This window comes from Lysobacter sp. 2RAF19 (assembly GCF_052115395.1).
GTDB lineage: Bacteria > Pseudomonadota > Gammaproteobacteria > Xanthomonadales > Xanthomonadaceae > Noviluteimonas.
This window is the reverse complement of record NZ_JBFRGO010000006.1, coordinates 1-15991: the sequence shown is the minus strand read 5'-3', so window position 1 is coordinate 15991 and position 15991 is coordinate 1. Positions and strand designations below refer to the sequence as shown.

At 64.8% G+C, this 15991-nt stretch carries 13 protein-coding genes and 1 tRNA gene; all 14 read left to right on the top strand.

Annotated features, from left to right (window positions below; genetic code table 11):
* The coding region (locus tag AB4059_RS15885; RefSeq protein ID WP_498979692.1) for an EF-Tu C-terminal domain-related protein at positions 1 to 149 on the top strand (149 nt) is incomplete at its 5' end.
* 106 nt (positions 150 to 255) lie between these two features.
* Positions 256 to 331: transfer RNA gene (locus AB4059_RS15880), tRNA-Trp, on the top strand.
* A 36-nt stretch (positions 332 to 367) separates the two neighbouring features.
* Entirely contained in the window at positions 368 to 739 is a 372-nt protein-coding gene (secE, locus tag AB4059_RS15875; RefSeq protein WP_498980221.1) for a preprotein translocase subunit SecE, read from the top strand.
* Between the two features lie 13 nt (positions 740 to 752).
* The gene (gene nusG / locus AB4059_RS15870) at positions 753 to 1325 is read left to right on the top strand and encodes a transcription termination/antitermination protein NusG (RefSeq protein WP_498965322.1); all 573 of its coding nucleotides are present in this window, start codon (positions 753 to 755) and stop codon (positions 1323 to 1325) included.
* Positions 1326 to 1407: 82 nt separating this feature from the next.
* A complete protein-coding gene (gene rplK / locus AB4059_RS15865; protein WP_036167791.1) occupies positions 1408 to 1836 on the top strand; it encodes a 50S ribosomal protein L11 in 429 nt (142 codons plus the stop codon).
* 3 nt (positions 1837 to 1839) lie between these two features.
* Entirely contained in the window at positions 1840 to 2538 is a 699-nt protein-coding gene (gene rplA / locus AB4059_RS15860) for a 50S ribosomal protein L1 (protein ID WP_498965324.1), read from the top strand.
* A 331-nt stretch (positions 2539 to 2869) separates the two neighbouring features.
* The gene (rplJ, locus tag AB4059_RS15855) at positions 2870 to 3400 is read left to right on the top strand and encodes a 50S ribosomal protein L10 (RefSeq protein ID WP_498965326.1); all 531 of its coding nucleotides are present in this window, start codon (positions 2870 to 2872) and stop codon (positions 3398 to 3400) included.
* 39 nt (positions 3401 to 3439) lie between these two features.
* Positions 3440 to 3814, top strand: coding sequence for a 50S ribosomal protein L7/L12 (gene rplL, locus AB4059_RS15850; protein WP_498965328.1), 375 nt, complete (start codon positions 3440 to 3442; stop codon positions 3812 to 3814).
* 212 nt (positions 3815 to 4026) lie between these two features.
* A complete protein-coding gene (gene rpoB, locus AB4059_RS15845) occupies positions 4027 to 8196 on the top strand; it encodes a DNA-directed RNA polymerase subunit beta (protein WP_498980220.1) in 4170 nt (1389 codons plus the stop codon).
* Between the two features lie 27 nt (positions 8197 to 8223).
* Positions 8224 to 12459: a DNA-directed RNA polymerase subunit beta' gene (gene rpoC / locus AB4059_RS15840; protein ID WP_498980219.1), complete on the top strand. Its 4236-nt coding sequence runs from the start codon at positions 8224 to 8226 to the stop codon at positions 12457 to 12459.
* Positions 12460 to 12714: 255 nt separating this feature from the next.
* A complete protein-coding gene (gene rpsL, locus AB4059_RS15835; RefSeq protein WP_036167774.1) occupies positions 12715 to 13089 on the top strand; it encodes a 30S ribosomal protein S12 in 375 nt (124 codons plus the stop codon).
* A 17-nt stretch (positions 13090 to 13106) separates the two neighbouring features.
* Positions 13107 to 13574: a 30S ribosomal protein S7 gene (gene rpsG / locus AB4059_RS15830; protein ID WP_036167772.1), complete on the top strand. Its 468-nt coding sequence runs from the start codon at positions 13107 to 13109 to the stop codon at positions 13572 to 13574.
* A gap of 123 nt (positions 13575 to 13697) precedes the next feature.
* Complete coding sequence (gene fusA / locus AB4059_RS15825) at positions 13698 to 15788, top strand: elongation factor G (protein ID WP_498980218.1); 2091 nt, start codon at positions 13698 to 13700, stop codon at positions 15786 to 15788.
* Between the two features lie 55 nt (positions 15789 to 15843).
* Positions 15844 to 15991: GTP-binding protein (locus AB4059_RS15820; protein WP_240732659.1), on the top strand; the 148-nt coding region annotated here is incomplete at its 3' end.

Sequence of the window (15991 nt, the reverse complement as noted above, 5' to 3'; positions counted from 1 at the left end):
AAGGCGTGGAAATGGTCATGCCGGGCGACAACATCAAGATGGTGGTCGAGCTGATCAACCCCGTCGCGATGGACGATGGCCTGCGCTTCGCGATCCGCGAAGGCGGCCGTACGGTCGGCGCCGGCGTCGTGGCGAAGATCATCAAGTAAGCATCGGAAGGGCAGGCGCGGAACATCGCGCCGCCCGGATGGTCGGAAAGGGCGTGGCGGCGCGAGCCGCCGTTGCCTTTTTCGGAGAAGCAGTTCCAACACATGTACGCCAGTAGCTCAATTGGCAGAGCAGCGGTCTCCAAAACCGCAGGTTGGGGGTTCGAGTCCCTCCTGGCGTGCCACTTCAGGCGCAACGTGACACGCGTCGGCGAGAACGGATGAACAGCAAGGTCGAACAACCGAAGGCCGCCTCCGCGGGCGACGTCGTCAAGTACGCACTGGCAGTCCTGCTGGTGGCTGCCGGCGTGTTCGCCTTCTACTGGTATCCCGAGTCGCAGTTCCGCTGGCTCGCGGTGATCGGTGGGCTGGCCGCGGGTTTCGTGGTCTTCATGACCTCGGTCAAGGGCGCGCAGACGCGCGAGTTCTTCTCCGAGTCGCGCTTCGAACTGCGCAAGGTCGTGTGGCCGACGCGCCAGGAAGCGGGTCGCGCCACGGTGATGATCATCATCGCCGTCACCTTGATCAGCCTGATCCTCGCAACGTTCGACTGGATCATCCAGTTGGGCGTCAAGGCCCTGTTGGGCAACTGATTCAGAGGGTCTGATGGAAGAGAACGTCGAAAAGCGCTGGTACGTGGTCCACGCCTATTCCGGCTTCGAAAAGTCGGTGGCGCAGGCCTTGCGCGACCGCATCGTGCGCACGGAAATGCAGGATCGCTTCGGCGACGTGCTCGTGCCGACCGAAGAAGTCGTGGAAATGCGCTCCGGCCAGAAGCGCCGTTCCGAGCGCAAGTTCTTCCCGGGCTACGTGCTCGTGCAGATCGCCACGCACGACGAAGGCGGCATTCCGCGCATGGACAGCGAAAGCTGGCACCTGGTGAAGGAAACGCCGAAGGTCATGGGCTTCATCGGCGGCACCGCCGATCGTCCGCTGCCGATCCGCGACGAGGAGGCTGCCGCCATCCTCGACCGCGTGCAGGAAGGCGTGGAGAAGCCCAAGCCGAAGGTGTTGTTCGAAGCCGGCGAAATGGTGCGCGTCACCGACGGTCCGTTCAACGACTTCAACGGCGTGGTGGAAGAAGTGAATTACGAGAAGAGCCGCCTGCGCGTCGCAGTGCTGATCTTCGGCCGTTCCACCCCGGTGGAGCTGGAATTCGGGCAGGTCGAGAAGGCCTGACAAAGATTCGCCGGAGCGAGTGGTTCGCTCCGGCAGTAACGCGAGGAGCCGATAAGGCGTTCGCACTCGCAGGAGCAAAGCAATGGCTAAGAAAGTCGTCGGTTACATCAAGCTGCAGGTCAAGGCCGGCCAAGCCAACCCGTCGCCGCCCGTGGGCCCCGCCCTCGGCCAGCGCGGCCTGAACATCATGGAATTCTGCAAGGCGTTCAACGCCGCCACGCAGAAGCTGGAACCGGGTCTCCCGATTCCGGTGGTCATCACCGCGTACTCGGACCGCACCTTCACCTTCATCACGAAGACGCCGCCGGCGTCGATCCTGCTGAAGAAGGCCGCGGGCATCCAGTCCGGTTCCAAGCGCCCGAACACCGAGAAGGTGGGCAAGGTCACGCGCAAGCAGGTCGAGGAAATCGCGAAGGCGAAGGAACCCGACCTGACGGCTGCCGACCTGGAAGCCGCGGTGCGCACGATTGCGGGCTCCGCCCGTTCCATGGGTCTGGTGGTGGAGGGCTAAGTCATGGCGATGAACAAGCGACAGAAGGCAATCAAGGCGGCCGTCGAGCCGGGCAAGGCTTACGCGATCGACGAAGCCCTGAAGATCCTCCAGACCGGCACGAAGGCGAAGTTCGTCGAAGCGATCGACGTCGCCGTGCGCCTGGGCGTGGATGCGAAGAAGTCCGACCAGCAGGTGCGCGGTTCGACCGTGCTGCCGGCCGGTACCGGCAAGTCGGTGCGCGTGGCGGTGTTCGCCCCGGCCGGCGCCAAGGCTGACGAAGCGCGCGCCGCCGGCGCCGAAGCCGTCGGCATGGACGACCTCGCCGAAGCGATGCAGAACGGCGACCTGAACTACGACGTCGTCATCGCGACGCCGGATGCGATGCGCGTGGTCGGCAAGCTCGGCCAGGTGCTCGGTCCGCGCGGCCTGATGCCGAACCCGAAGGTCGGCACCGTTTCGCCGAACCCGGCCGAAGCCGTCAAGAACGCGAAGGCAGGCCAGGTGCGTTACCGCACCGACAAGGCCGGCATCATCCACTGCACGATCGGCAAGGCTTCCTTCGAAGCCGAAGCCCTGAAGGGCAACCTCACCGCGCTGCTGCTCGACCTGATCAAGGCCAAGCCGTCGACCGCGAAGGGCCAGTACCTGCAGAAGATCTCGCTGAGCTCGACCATGGGCCCGGGCGTGATCGTCGACCAGTCGACGCTGACCCTGAAGTAATCGCTACAACGCGCCTGCTCCGGCGGGCGCGTGCAACAAGTTTTGAGGGCTTCGCGCCGCAAGGCGCGACGCCGTCAAAGACCGCAGGTGCGGTCCGCGCAATGCGAAGACGGGCAGGAAGCTCGGTACGGCATGGAGTCGTCTTCGTGGAAGGCGGGAACGCGTAATCCATTCGCAAGGATGGGCCTGCGTAGATGGTGCCGCCCCCTCTGGAAGTTTTCTGGAAGGGCCACCACCGGGATGCACACGCATCCCCGGCGCCAACGGAAGGCGTCGCTCGAGGACCGCAAGCGGCAGGAGCCGTGCGCGGAGTTCAATTGGAGGAGTGTCAATGGCTCTCAATCTGTCCCAGAAGCAGGAAGTTGTCGCCGAGCTGGCAGACGTGGCCTCGAAGGCGCACTCCCTGGTCGCAGCCGAATACGCAGGCATCACGGTCTCCCAGATGACCGCGATGCGCAAGAAGGCCCGCGAATCCGGCGTGTACTTGAAAGTTGTCAAGAACACGCTCGCATCGCGCGCCGTCGTCGGTACCGAGTTCGAGGTCGTCAAGGACGCCCTGACCGGTCCGCTGCTGTATGCGTTCTCGACCGAGGAACCCGGCGCTGCCGGTCGCCTCATCAAGGAGTTCGCCAAGGGCAACGACAAGCTCAAGGCCCGCATCGTGTCGGTGGAAGGCAAGTTGCTGCCTGCCGCGCACGTCGAGGTCCTGGCTTCGCTGCCGACCCGTGAGCAGGCGCTTGCCATGCTCGCCCGCGTGCTCGCCGAGCCCGCTAGCATGTTCGCCCGCGCCGTCAAGGCCGTGGCCGACAAGCAGGGTGGTGGCGATGCGTCCGCGGAAGCCCCGGCTGCCGAAACTGCCTGATTTCAGTTCAAACCCTTTAAATATCCAGAGGTAATCACCATGTCCCTTTCCAACGATCAGATCGTTGACGCGATCGCCGCGAAGTCGCTGATGGAAGTGATGGAGCTGGTCAAGGCCATCGAAGAGAAGTTCGGCGTCTCCGCTGCCGCTCCGGTCATGGCCGCTGCCGGCCCCGCCGCCGCCGCTGCCCCGGTCGAAGAGCAGACCGAATTCACCGTCGTCCTGAAGGCCGTCGGCGAGAAGAAGGTCGAAGTCATCAAGGCCGTCCGCGCCATCACCGGCCTGGGCCTGAAGGAAGCGAAGGACCTCGTCGAAGGCGCCCCGCAGAACGTCAAGGAAGCGGTGTCGAAGGACGAGTCCGAGAAGTTCAAGAAGGAACTCGAGGCCGCTGGCGCGACCGTCGAAGTCAAGTAATCGCAATTGCGTCGCCGGTGACATTGGCGACCACCCAAGGCTGGGGACGAGAGTCCCCGGCCTTTGGCCGTTCCACCCATACACCGAGTTGACAGTTGGAAGTAGCGGGAGAAGGCGTGCTGGTGCCGGCAATACCAGCGACTCCCAACTGGCAATTTGACGTTCCCCCCGGCCGCCCGCGCGCGGCCGACATCGAGAGGCGGTAGCCCACCATGACCACTGCGTCCACTTATTCCTTCACCGAGAAGAAGCGCATCCGCAAGGATTTCGGCAAGCGCCGTTCGATCCTCGAAGTGCCCTTCCTCCTGGCGATCCAGGTCGATTCCTATCGCGAGTTCCTGCAGGAACACGCCGACATGAACGCGCGCGACGACAAGGGCCTGCATGCGGCCCTCAAGTCCGTGTTCCCGATCAGCTCCTACAGCGGCAACGCCGCGCTCGAATACGTCGGCTACCGCCTCGGCGACCCGGCGTTCGACGAGCGCGAATGCCGCAACCGTGGCCTGTCGTACGGCGCGCCGCTGCGCGTCACCGTGCGCCTGGTGATCTACGACCGCGAGTCGTCGACCAAGGCCATCAAGTACGTGAAGGAGCAGGAGGTCTACATGGGCGAGATCCCGCTCATGACCGACAACGGCACCTTCATCGTCAACGGCACCGAGCGCGTCATCGTCTCGCAGCTGCACCGTTCGCCGGGCGTGTTCTTCGACCACGACCGCGGCAAGACGCACAGCTCGGGTAAGCTGCTGTACTCCGCGCGCATCATTCCCTACCGCGGTTCGTGGCTCGACTTCGAGTTCGATCCCAAGGACGCGCTGTTCACCCGCATCGACCGCCGCCGCAAGCTGCCGGTTTCGGTGCTGCTGCGTGCGCTGGGCTACAACAACGAAGAAATGCTCCGCGCGTTCTTCGAGATCAACACCTTCCACATCGAAGCCGAAGGCGTGCAGCTGGAGCTCGTCCCCGAGCGCCTGCGCGGCGAAACGCTCGACTTCGACCTGGCCGATGGCGATCGCGTGATCGTCGAAGCCGGCAAGCGCATCACCGCGCGCCACGTCAAGCAGCTCGAACAGTCGGGCATCGCCGCGCTGGCCGTGCCTGACGCCTACCTCGTGGGCCGCATCCTCGCGCACGACGTCATCGATCCGAAGACGGGCGAACTGCTCGCCTCGGCGAACGACGAGATCAACGAAGAGCACCTCGAGAAGCTCCGCAAGGCGGGCATCGATTCGGTCGGCACGATCTGGGTCAACGACCTCGACCGTGGCCCGTACCTGTCGAACACCCTGCGCATCGACGGCACCAAGACCAAGCTCGAAGCGCTGGTCGAGATCTACCGCATGATGCGTCCGGGCGAGCCGCCGACCAAGGACGCCGCCGAGAACCTGTTCCACAACCTGTTCTTCACCTTCGAGCGTTACGACGTCTCGGCGGTGGGCCGCATGAAGTTCAACCGCCGCATCGGCCGCAAGGAAGTGCTCGGTCCGTCGGTGCTGTACGACCGCAAGTACTTCGGCGACTACAAGAACGGCAAGGACGAGGAAGCGCAGCGCCTGGTCGCCGCGCAGGGCGATACCTCCGACATCCTCGACGTCATCCGCGTGCTGACGGAAATCCGCAACGGCCGTGGCGTGGTGGACGACATCGACCACCTGGGCAACCGTCGCGTGCGTTCGGTCGGCGAAATGGCCGAGAACGTGTTCCGCGTGGGCCTGGTGCGCGTGGAGCGCGCCGTCAAGGAACGCCTGTCGATGGCCGAGTCCGAAGGCCTGACGCCGCAGGAGCTGATCAACGCCAAGCCGGTGGCCGCCGCGATCAAGGAATTCTTCGGTTCCTCGCAGCTCTCGCAGTTCATGGACCAGAACAACCCGCTGTCGGAAGTGACGCACAAGCGTCGCGTTTCCGCGCTGGGCCCGGGTGGCCTGACGCGCGAACGCGCCGGCTTCGAAGTGCGCGACGTGCACCCGACGCATTACGGCCGCGTGTGCACCATCGAGACGCCTGAAGGCCCGAACATCGGCCTGATCAACTCGCTCGCCGTGTTCGCGCGCACCAACCGCTACGGCTTCCTCGAGACGCCGTACCGCAAGGTCGTCGACGGCCGCGTCACCGACGACGTCGAGTTCCTCTCGGCGATCGAAGAGAACGAGTACGTCATCGCGCAGGCCAACGCGCCGCAGGACGACAAGGGCGCCATCACGGCGCAGTTCGTCGCGTGCCGTTACCAGGGTGAATCGCTGCTCAAGCCGCCGAGCGAGATCCACTTCATGGACGTCTCGCCGATGCAGACCGTGTCGGTCGCCGCCGCGCTCGTGCCGTTCCTCGAGCACGACGACGCCAACCGCGCGCTCATGGGCGCGAACATGCAGCGCCAGGCCGTGCCGACGCTGAAGTCGCAGAAGCCGCTGGTGGGCACGGGCATCGAGCGCGCCGTGGCGCGCGACTCGGGCGTGACGGTGAACGCGCGTCGCGGTGGCCTGATCGCGCAGATCGACGCCGGCCGCATCGTGGTCAAGGTCAACGAGAAGGAGATCGTCGGCGAGACCGATGCCGGCGTCGACATCTACACCCTGATCAAGTACACGCGCTCCAACCAGAACACCTGCATCAACCAGACCCCGCTGGTGAACGTGGGCGACCGCGTCGAACGCGGCGACGTGCTGGCCGACGGTCCCTCGACCGACATCGGCGAGCTCGCGCTCGGCCAGAACATGCTGGTCGCGTTCATGCCGTGGAACGGCTACAACTTCGAAGACTCCATCCTGCTCTCCGAGCGCGTGGTGGAAGAGGATCGCTACACGACGATCCACATCGAAGAGCTGACCTGCGTCGCGCGCGACACCAAGCTGGGTCCGGAAGAAATCTCGGCCGACATCCCGAACGTTTCGGAACAGGCGCTCAACCGCCTCGACGAATCGGGCGTGGTGTACATCGGCGCCGAAGTGCGTGCCGGCGACATCCTCGTGGGCAAGGTCACGCCGAAGGGCGAATCGCAGCTGACGCCGGAAGAGAAGCTCCTCCGCGCGATCTTCGGCGAGAAGGCTTCCGACGTGAAGGACAGCTCGCTCCGCGTTCCGCCGGGCATGGACGGCACCGTCATCGACGTGCAGGTCTTCACCCGCGACGGCATCGAGAAGGACAAGCGCGCCCGCCAGATCGAGGAATCGGAAGTCCGTCGCGTCAAGAAGGACTTCGACGACCAGTTCCGCATCCTCGAAGGTGCGATCTACGCCCGCCTGCGCACGCAGCTGCTCGGCAAGGTCGCCAACGGTGGCGCGAACCTCAAGAAGGGCGACACGATCACCGACGAGTACCTGGACGGCCTGAAGAAGGCCGAGTGGTTCCAGCTGCGCATGAAGGACGACGACGCCAACGACGCCATCGAACGCGCTTCCAAGCAGATCGATGCGCACGAGAAGGAATTCGAGCGTCGCTTCGCCGACAAGCGCGGCAAGATCACGCAGGGCGACGACCTCGCCCCCGGCGTGCTCAAGATGGTGAAGGTCTTCCTCGCGGTGAAGCGCCGCATCCAGCCGGGCGACAAGATGGCCGGCCGCCACGGCAACAAGGGTGTCGTGTCGACCATCGTTCCGGTGGAAGACATGCCGTACATGGCCGACGGTTCGTCGGTCGACATCGTGCTCAACCCGCTGGGCGTGCCGAGCCGAATGAACATCGGCCAGATCCTCGAGACGCACCTGGGCTGGGCCGCCAAGGGCCTGGGCCAGAAGATCGATCGCATGCTCAAGGCACAGGCGGCGGTCGCCGACCTGCGCAAGTTCCTCGACCAGATCTACAACCACGACGAAGCGATGAACGGAACGCGCGTCGACCTGACGCAGTTCACGGACGAAGAACTGCTGCGCCTGGCCAACAATCTGATCGACGGCGTGCCGATGGCCACGCCGGTGTTCGACGGCGCGGCCGAGAGCGAGATCAAGAAGATGCTCGAACTCGCCGACCTGCCGCTGAGCGGACAGACCATGCTGCACGACGGTCGTACCGGCGAAGCGTTCGAACGCCCGGTCACCGTGGGCTACATGCACATGCTGAAGCTGAACCACCTGGTCGACGACAAGATGCACGCGCGTTCGACCGGTCCGTACTCGCTCGTCACCCAGCAGCCGCTGGGCGGCAAGGCGCAGTTCGGTGGCCAGCGCTTCGGCGAAATGGAAGTCTGGGCACTCGAAGCCTACGGCGCGGCCTACACCCTGCAGGAAATGCTGACGGTGAAGTCCGACGACGTGCAGGGCCGCAACCAGATGTACAAGAACATCGTCGACGGCGAACACGAGATGGTCGCGGGGATGCCGGAGTCCTTCAATGTGTTGGTGAAGGAGATCCGCTCCCTCGCCATCAACATGGAACTCGAAGAGCACTAAGCCGCCGCCGCCGACCAGGAGACACCCATGAAAGACTTGCTCAATCTGTTCAACCAGCAGCGGCCGACCCTCGACTTCGACGCGATCAAGATCGCGTTGGCGTCGCCGGACCTCATCCGCTCGTGGTCCTACGGCGAAGTGAAGAAGCCGGAGACCATCAACTACCGTACGTTCAAGCCCGAACGCGACGGCCTGTTCTGCGCCGCGATCTTCGGTCCGATCAAGGACTACGAGTGCCTGTGCGGCAAGTACAAGCGCATGAAGCACCGCGGCGTGGTCTGCGAGAAGTGCGGCACGGAAGTGACGCTGGCCAAGGTGCGCCGTGAGCGCATGGGCCACATCGACCTCGCCTCGCCCGTCGCGCACATCTGGTTCCTGAAGTCGCTTCCCTCGCGCATCGGCCTGATGCTCGACATGACGCTGCGCGACATCGAACGCATCCTGTACTTCGAAGCCTATGTCGTCACCGAGCCGGGCCTGACCCCGCTCGAGCGCGGCAACCTGCTGACCGAAGAGCAGTTCATGACGGCGCGCCAGGAACACGGCGACGACTTCGACGCCGCGATGGGCGCCGAGGCCGTGTACGAGCTGCTGCGCACGATCGACCTGCAGTCGGAGATGCTCCGCCTGAAGGAAGAGATCGCCGCGACCAACTCCGAGACCAAGCTCAAGCGCCTCACCAAGCGCATCAAGCTGATCGAGGCGTTCCTCGACTCCGGCAACCGCCCGGAGTGGATGGTCATGACCGTGCTGCCGGTGCTTCCGCCGGACCTGCGCCCGCTGGTCCCGCTGGACGGTGGCCGCTTCGCGACGTCGGACCTCAACGACCTGTACCGCCGCGTCATCAACCGCAACAACCGCCTCAAGCGCCTGCTCGAGCTCAATGCGCCGGACATCATCGTGCGCAACGAAAAGCGCATGCTGCAGGAGTCGGTCGACGCCCTGATGGACAACGGCCGTCGCGGCCGCGCCATCACCGGCACCAACAAGCGCCCGCTCAAGTCGCTCGCCGACATGATCAAGGGCAAGCAGGGTCGCTTCCGCCAGAACCTGCTCGGCAAGCGCGTCGACTACTCGGGCCGTTCGGTCATCGTGGTCGGCCCGACGCTGCGCCTGCACGAGTGCGGCCTGCCGAAGAAGATGGCGCTTGAACTCTTCAAGCCCTTCATCTTCGCCAAGCTGCAGCGCCGTGGCCTGGCCACGACGATCAAGGCCGCCAAGAAGCTGGTCGAGCGCGAAGAAGCGGAAGTGTGGGACATCCTCGAGGAAGTCATCCGCGAGCATCCGGTCCTGCTCAACCGCGCGCCGACGCTGCACCGCCTGGGCATCCAGGCGTTCGAGCCGGTGCTGATCGAAGGCAAGGCGATCCAGCTGCATCCGCTGGTCTGCACCGCGTTCAACGCCGACTTCGACGGCGACCAGATGGCCGTGCACGTCCCGCTGTCGCTCGAAGCGCAGCTGGAAGCGCGCGCCCTGATGATGGCGTCGAACAACATCCTGTCGCCGGCCAACGGCGAGCCGATCATCGTGCCGTCGCAGGACGTCGTGCTCGGCCTGTACTACATGTCGCGCGCCCTGGAGAACAAGAAGGGCGAGGGCATGGCGTTCGCGAACGTCGCCGAGGTCAAGCGCGCGTACGACAACCGCGTCGTCGAGCTGCACGCCAAGGTCAAGGTGCGCATCACCCAGACGGTGATCGCCGAAGACGGCACGCGTTCGAAGCAGACCTCGATCGTCGACACCACCGTCGGCCGCTCGCTCCTGCAGGAAATCCTGCCGGAAGGCCTGCCGTACGCGCTGGCCAACGTCGAGCTGACGAAGAAGAACATCTCGCGCCTGATCAACTCGTGCTACCGCATGCTCGGTCTCAAGGACACGGTCGTGTTCGCCGACAAGCTGATGTACACCGGCTTCGCGTACGCCACGCGCGCCGGCGTTTCGATCGGCATCGACGACATGATCATCCCGACCGAGAAGAAGGGCATCCTCGACGAGGCCGAAACCGAAGTGCTGGAAATCCAGCAGCAGTATCAGTCGGGCCTGGTCACCTCGGGCGAGCGCTACAACAAGGTCGTCGACATCTGGTCGCGCACAAACGAGCGCGTGGCCAAGGCGATGATGGACGCGATCGGCACCGACTCGGTGGTCAACGCCAAGGGCGAGACCGTGCCGCAGAAGTCCATGAACTCGATCTACATCATGGCCGACTCCGGTGCGCGTGGTTCGCAGGCGCAGATCCGCCAGCTGGCCGGCATGCGCGGCCTGATGGCCAAGCCGGACGGCTCGATCATCGAGACGCCGATCACCGCGAACTTCCGCGAAGGCCTCAACGTCCTCCAGTACTTCATCTCGACCCACGGTGCCCGTAAGGGCCTGGCGGATACGGCGCTGAAGACGGCGAACTCGGGTTACCTCACGCGTCGCCTGGTCGACGTGGCGCAGGACGTGGTGATCACCGAAACCGATTGCGGCACGCACGAAGGCCTCACCATGACGCCGATCGTGGAAGGCGGCGACGTCGTCGAACCGCTGCGCGACCGCGTGCTGGGCCGCATCGTGGCCGAGGACGTGTTCCTGCCGGGCAACGACGAGGATCCCTTCGTCACGCGCAACACCCTGCTCGACGAAGCCTGGGTGCAGAGCATCGAAGACGCCGGCGTGCAGTCCATCAAGGTGCGTTCGACGATCACGTGCACCAGCGCGTTCGGCGTGTGCTCGCACTGCTACGGTCGCGACCTCGGCCGCGGCCACCTGGTCAACCACGGCGAAGCGGTCGGCGTTGTCGCCGCGCAGTCGATCGGCGAGCCGGGCACGCAGCTGACGATGCGTACGTTCCACATCGGTGGTGCGGCATCGCGTGCGGCGGCGATCGATAACGTGACCGTCAAGACGACGGGTACGGTGAAGTTCAACAACCTCAAGCACGTCGACCACGCCTCGGGCCATCTGGTCGCGGTGTCGCGTTCGGGCGAACTGTCCGTGCTCGACGGCCACGGCCGCGAGCGCGAGCGTTACAAGCTGCCCTACGGTGCGACGATCCAGGTCAAGGACGGCGCGTCGGTGAAGGCCGGCCAGACCGTCGCCAACTGGGATCCGCATAACCACCCGATCGTGTCGGAAGTGGCGGGCGTCATGCGCCTGATCGACTTCATCGACGGCGTCACCGTCATCGAGAAGACCGACGAACTGACCGGCCTGGCTTCGCGCGAGATCACCGATCCGAAGCGTCGCGGTACGCAGGCGAAGGACCTGCGCCCGATCGTCCGCATCGTCGACAAGAACGGCAAGGACCTGTCGATCCCGGGCACCGACCTGCCGGCGCAGTACCTGCTGCCGCCGCGCTCGATCGTGAACCTGCAGGACGGCGCCACCGTCGGCGTCGGCGACGTCGTCGCCAAGATCCCGCAGGAAGCCTCGAAGACGCGCGACATCACCGGTGGTCTGCCGCGCGTGGCCGACCTGTTCGAAGCGCGCAAGCCGAAGGACCCGGCGATCCTCGCCGAAGTCTCGGGCATCGTCAGCTTCGGCAAGGACACCAAGGGCAAGCAGCGCCTGATCATCAAGCAGGCCGACGGCAGCGAGCACGAAGAGCTGATCCCGAAGTACCGCCAGATCATCGTGTTCGAAGGCGAACACGTGGAGAAGGGCGAGACGGTCGTGGACGGCGAACCGAGCCCGCAGGACATCCTGCGCCTGCTCGGCGTGGAGCCGCTGGCGGTCTACCTGACCAAGGAAATCCAGGACGTCTATCGCCTGCAGGGCGTGAAGATCAACGACAAGCACATCGAGGTGATCGTTCGCCAGATGCTGCGCAAGGTCGAAGTGCTGGACGCGGGCGACACCAAGTACCTGCACGGCGAACAGATCGAGCGCCAGCGCATGGTCGAGACCAACGCGATTGCCGTGTCGAAGAACGAGATCCCCGCGAAGTTCGACCCGGTGCTGCTCGGCATCACCAAGGCGTCGCTGGCGACCGAGTCCTTCATCTCCGCGGCTTCCTTCCAGGAAACCACCCGCGTGCTCACCGAGGCGGCCGTCCGCGGCACGCGCGACGGGCTGCGCGGCCTCAAGGAGAACGTGATCGTGGGCCGCCTGATCCCGGCGGGCACGGGCCTGGCCTACCACACCGCGCGCCGCCGCAACGCCTCGGGCCTGACCGAGTCGGAGCTGGAAGCGCTGTCGGGCACGATGGTCGAGCCGGCACCGGCACCGGTGGTCGAAGCGGTCGAAACCGACGCCGGCGAGGACACCAGCACCAGCTAAGCCAACACCAGCGACGGCCCCCGTGGCCGTCCCAGACCACGAAATGAGGCGCAGGGAGCGCCTCGTCTTCGGCCCAGGAAGGGCGGGAATCATCGAAGGCCGGGCGGCCCCGAGGCGGGCCGCCCATTGCCTCCGCAAAGTCGGCTCGCGTTGACGGTATTCGTCGGCGCGGGCTATACTTTTCCGTCTATGCAGGCCCGACGTGGCCTGCATCGTTATTCACGCAGGACCTCGGTCCCAATACAGAGTCCCGAAATGGCAACGATCAACCAGCTGGTGCGTAAGGCGCGCAGCCCGGAAACCTACAAGAGCACGTCGCCCGCACTGGCGAATTGCCCGCAGCGCCGCGGCGTTTGCACGCGCGTTTACACGACCACCCCGAAGAAGCCGAACTCGGCCCTTCGCAAGGTCGCGAAGGTGCGCCTCACCAACGGCTACGAGGTCATCTCGTACATCGGCGGCGAAGGCCACAACCTGCAGGAACACTCGGTCGTGCTCATCCGCGGCGGCCGCGTCAAGGACCTGCCGGGCGTGCGTTACCACACCGTGCGCGGCTCGCTCGACGCCGCCGGCGTCGCCAAGCGTCGCCAGGGTCGTTCCAAGTACGGCGCCAAGCGCCCGAAGTCCTGATCTAGGGGTCATCGAACATGTCGCGTAAAGGTTCCACTCCGCAGCGCACCGTCCTCGCCGATCCGAAACACGGCAGCGAGACGATCGCGCGTTTCATCAACATGGTCATGCAGAGCGGCAAGAAGTCGGTCGCTGAAAAGATCGTGTACGGCGCCATGGACGTCATCGGCGAAAAGAACGCCAATGCGCTCGAGCTCGTCGAAAAGGCCCTCGGCAATGTGTCGCCGTCGGTCGAAGTGAAGTCGCGTCGCGTCGGCGGCGCCACCTACCAGGTGCCGGTCGAAGTTCGCTCCTCGCGTCGCATGGCGCTCGCGATGCGCTGGCTGATCGAGTCGGCGCGCAAGCGCGGCGAAAACAGCATGCCGCGCAAGCTCGCCGGCGAGTTGCTCGACGCCTCGGAAAACCGTGGCGGCGCGATCAAGAAGCGCGAAGAAACGCACCGCATGGCGGATGCGAACAAGGCGTTCGCGCACTACCGCTGGTAAGACACGCGGGCCCCTAAGCCGGGCCCGTTAGCGGCCGGCACTGCCGCCGCACTCGCCCGAGCCGCCGCAAGGCGGCTTCGGCCTTCCGGACATTGCGTCCGACACGAACATTGAGAGACAGCCGTGGCTCGCACCACTCCCATCGAGCGTTACCGCAACTTCGGCATCATGGCCCACATCGATGCCGGCAAGACCACGACGACCGAACGCATCCTGTTCTACACGGGCGTCAACCACAAGATCGGCGAAGTGCACGAAGGTGCCGCGACGATGGACTGGATGGAGCAGGAGCAGGAGCGCGGCATCACCATCACGTCGGCGGCGACGACGGCGTTCTGGAAGGGCATGGACATGTCCCTGCCGGAATACCGCTTCAACATCATCGACACCCCCGGGCACGTCGACTTCACCATCGAAGTCGAGCGTTCGCTGCGCGTGCTCGACGGCGCGGTGTTCGTGCTGTGCGCGGTCGGCGGCGTGCAGCCGCAGTCCGAGACCGTGTGGCGCCAGGCCAACAAGTACAACGTGCCGCGCCTCGCGTTCGTCAACAAGATGGACCGCACGGGCGCGAACTTCGCCAAGGTCGTCGAGCAACTGAAGTCGCGCCTGGGCGCGTACCCGGTGCCGATGCAGGTGCCGATCGGCGCCGAAGAAGGCTTCGAGGGCGTCGTCGACCTGCTCAAGATGAAGTCGATCGTGTGGGACATGGAATCGAAGGGCACCAAGTTCGAGTACGCCGAGATCCCGGCGAACCTGCTCGACGAGTGCACGACCGCGCGCGCGTTCATGGTCGAGGCCGCCGCCGAGGCGTCCGAAGAGCTGATGGACAAGTACCTCAACGACGGCGAGCTTTCGGAAGAAGAGATCATCTTCGGCATCCGCGAGCGCACGCTGAAGTGCGAGATCATCCCCGCGCTGTGCGGCACCGCGTTCAAGAACAAGGGCGTGCAGGCGATGCTCGACGCGGTCATCCGCTTTCTGCCGTCGCCGTCGGATCGTCCGCCGGTCGCCGGCATCGACGAACACGACAAGGAAGACAGCCGCAAGGCGCTGGATTCCGAGCCGTTCTCCGCGCTCGCCTTCAAGATCATGACCGACCCGTTCGTGGGTTCGCTCACGTTCTTCCGCGTCTACTCGGGCACGCTCAACTCCGGCGACCAGGTCTACAACCCGGTCAAGTCGAAGAAGGAGCGCGTGGGCCGCATCCTGCAGATGCACGCCAACAACCGCGACGAGATCAAGGAAGTGCGCGCGGGCGACATCGCCGCGGCCGTCGGCCTGAAGGACGTGACCACCGGCGACACGCTGTGCGCGCAGGACAAGGTCATCACGCTGGAACGCATGATCTTCCCGGAGCCCGTCATTTCGATGGCGGTCGAGCCGAAGACCAAGTCCGACCAGGAAAAGATGGGCCTCGCGCTCGGTCGCCTCGCGCAGGAGGATCCGTCCTTCCGCGTGCGCACGGATGAAGAATCCGGCCAGACGATCATCTCGGGCATGGGCGAGCTCCACCTGGAAATCCTGGTGGACCGCATGAAGCGCGAGTTCAACGTCGAAGCCAACGTCGGCAAGCCGCAGGTGGCTTACCGCGAAACCATCCGCAAGGCCGTCAAGTCCGAAGGCAAGTTCGTTCGCCAGTCGGGCGGCAAGGGCCAGTTCGGCCACGTGTGGCTCGAGATTTCGCCGAACGAGCAGGGCAAGGGTTACGAGTTCGAAAACGCGATCGTCGGTGGCGTGATTCCGAAGGAATACATCCCCGCGGTCGACAAGGGCATCCAGGAAGCGGTCGCGAACGGCATCATGGCCGGCTTCCCGATCGTCGACGTCAAGGTGCGCCTGGTCGATGGCTCGTACCACGAAGTCGACTCGTCGGAAATGGCGTTCAAGATCGCCGGCTCGATGGGCTTCAAGGAAGGCTTCCACAAGGCTTCGCCTGCGCTGCTCGAGCCGATGATGAAGGTCGAGATCGTCACGCCCGAGGATTACCTCGGCGACGTGATGGGCGACGTCAGCCGTCGCCGCGGCATCCTGCAGGGCCAGGACGACAGCCCGTCGGGCAAGATCATCAACGCGATGATCCCGCTGGGCGAAATGTTCGGCTACGCGACCACGCTGCGTTCGATGTCGCAGGGCCGCGCGACCTTCACGATGGAATTCGACCACTACGCCGAAGCGCCGACCAACATCGCCGAAGCCGTGATCAAGAAGTCCTGATCGTCAAGCACGCGTCCAAGCACACAACACAATCTATTTTCAGAGGTAAGCAATCATGGCCAAGGGTAAGTTCGAGCGCACCAAGCCCCACGTGAACGTGGGCACGATCGGTCACGTTGACCACGGCAAGACGACGCTGACGGCGGCGCTGACGAAGGTGGGCGCGGAACGTTTCGGCGGCGAGTTCAAGGCATACGACGCGA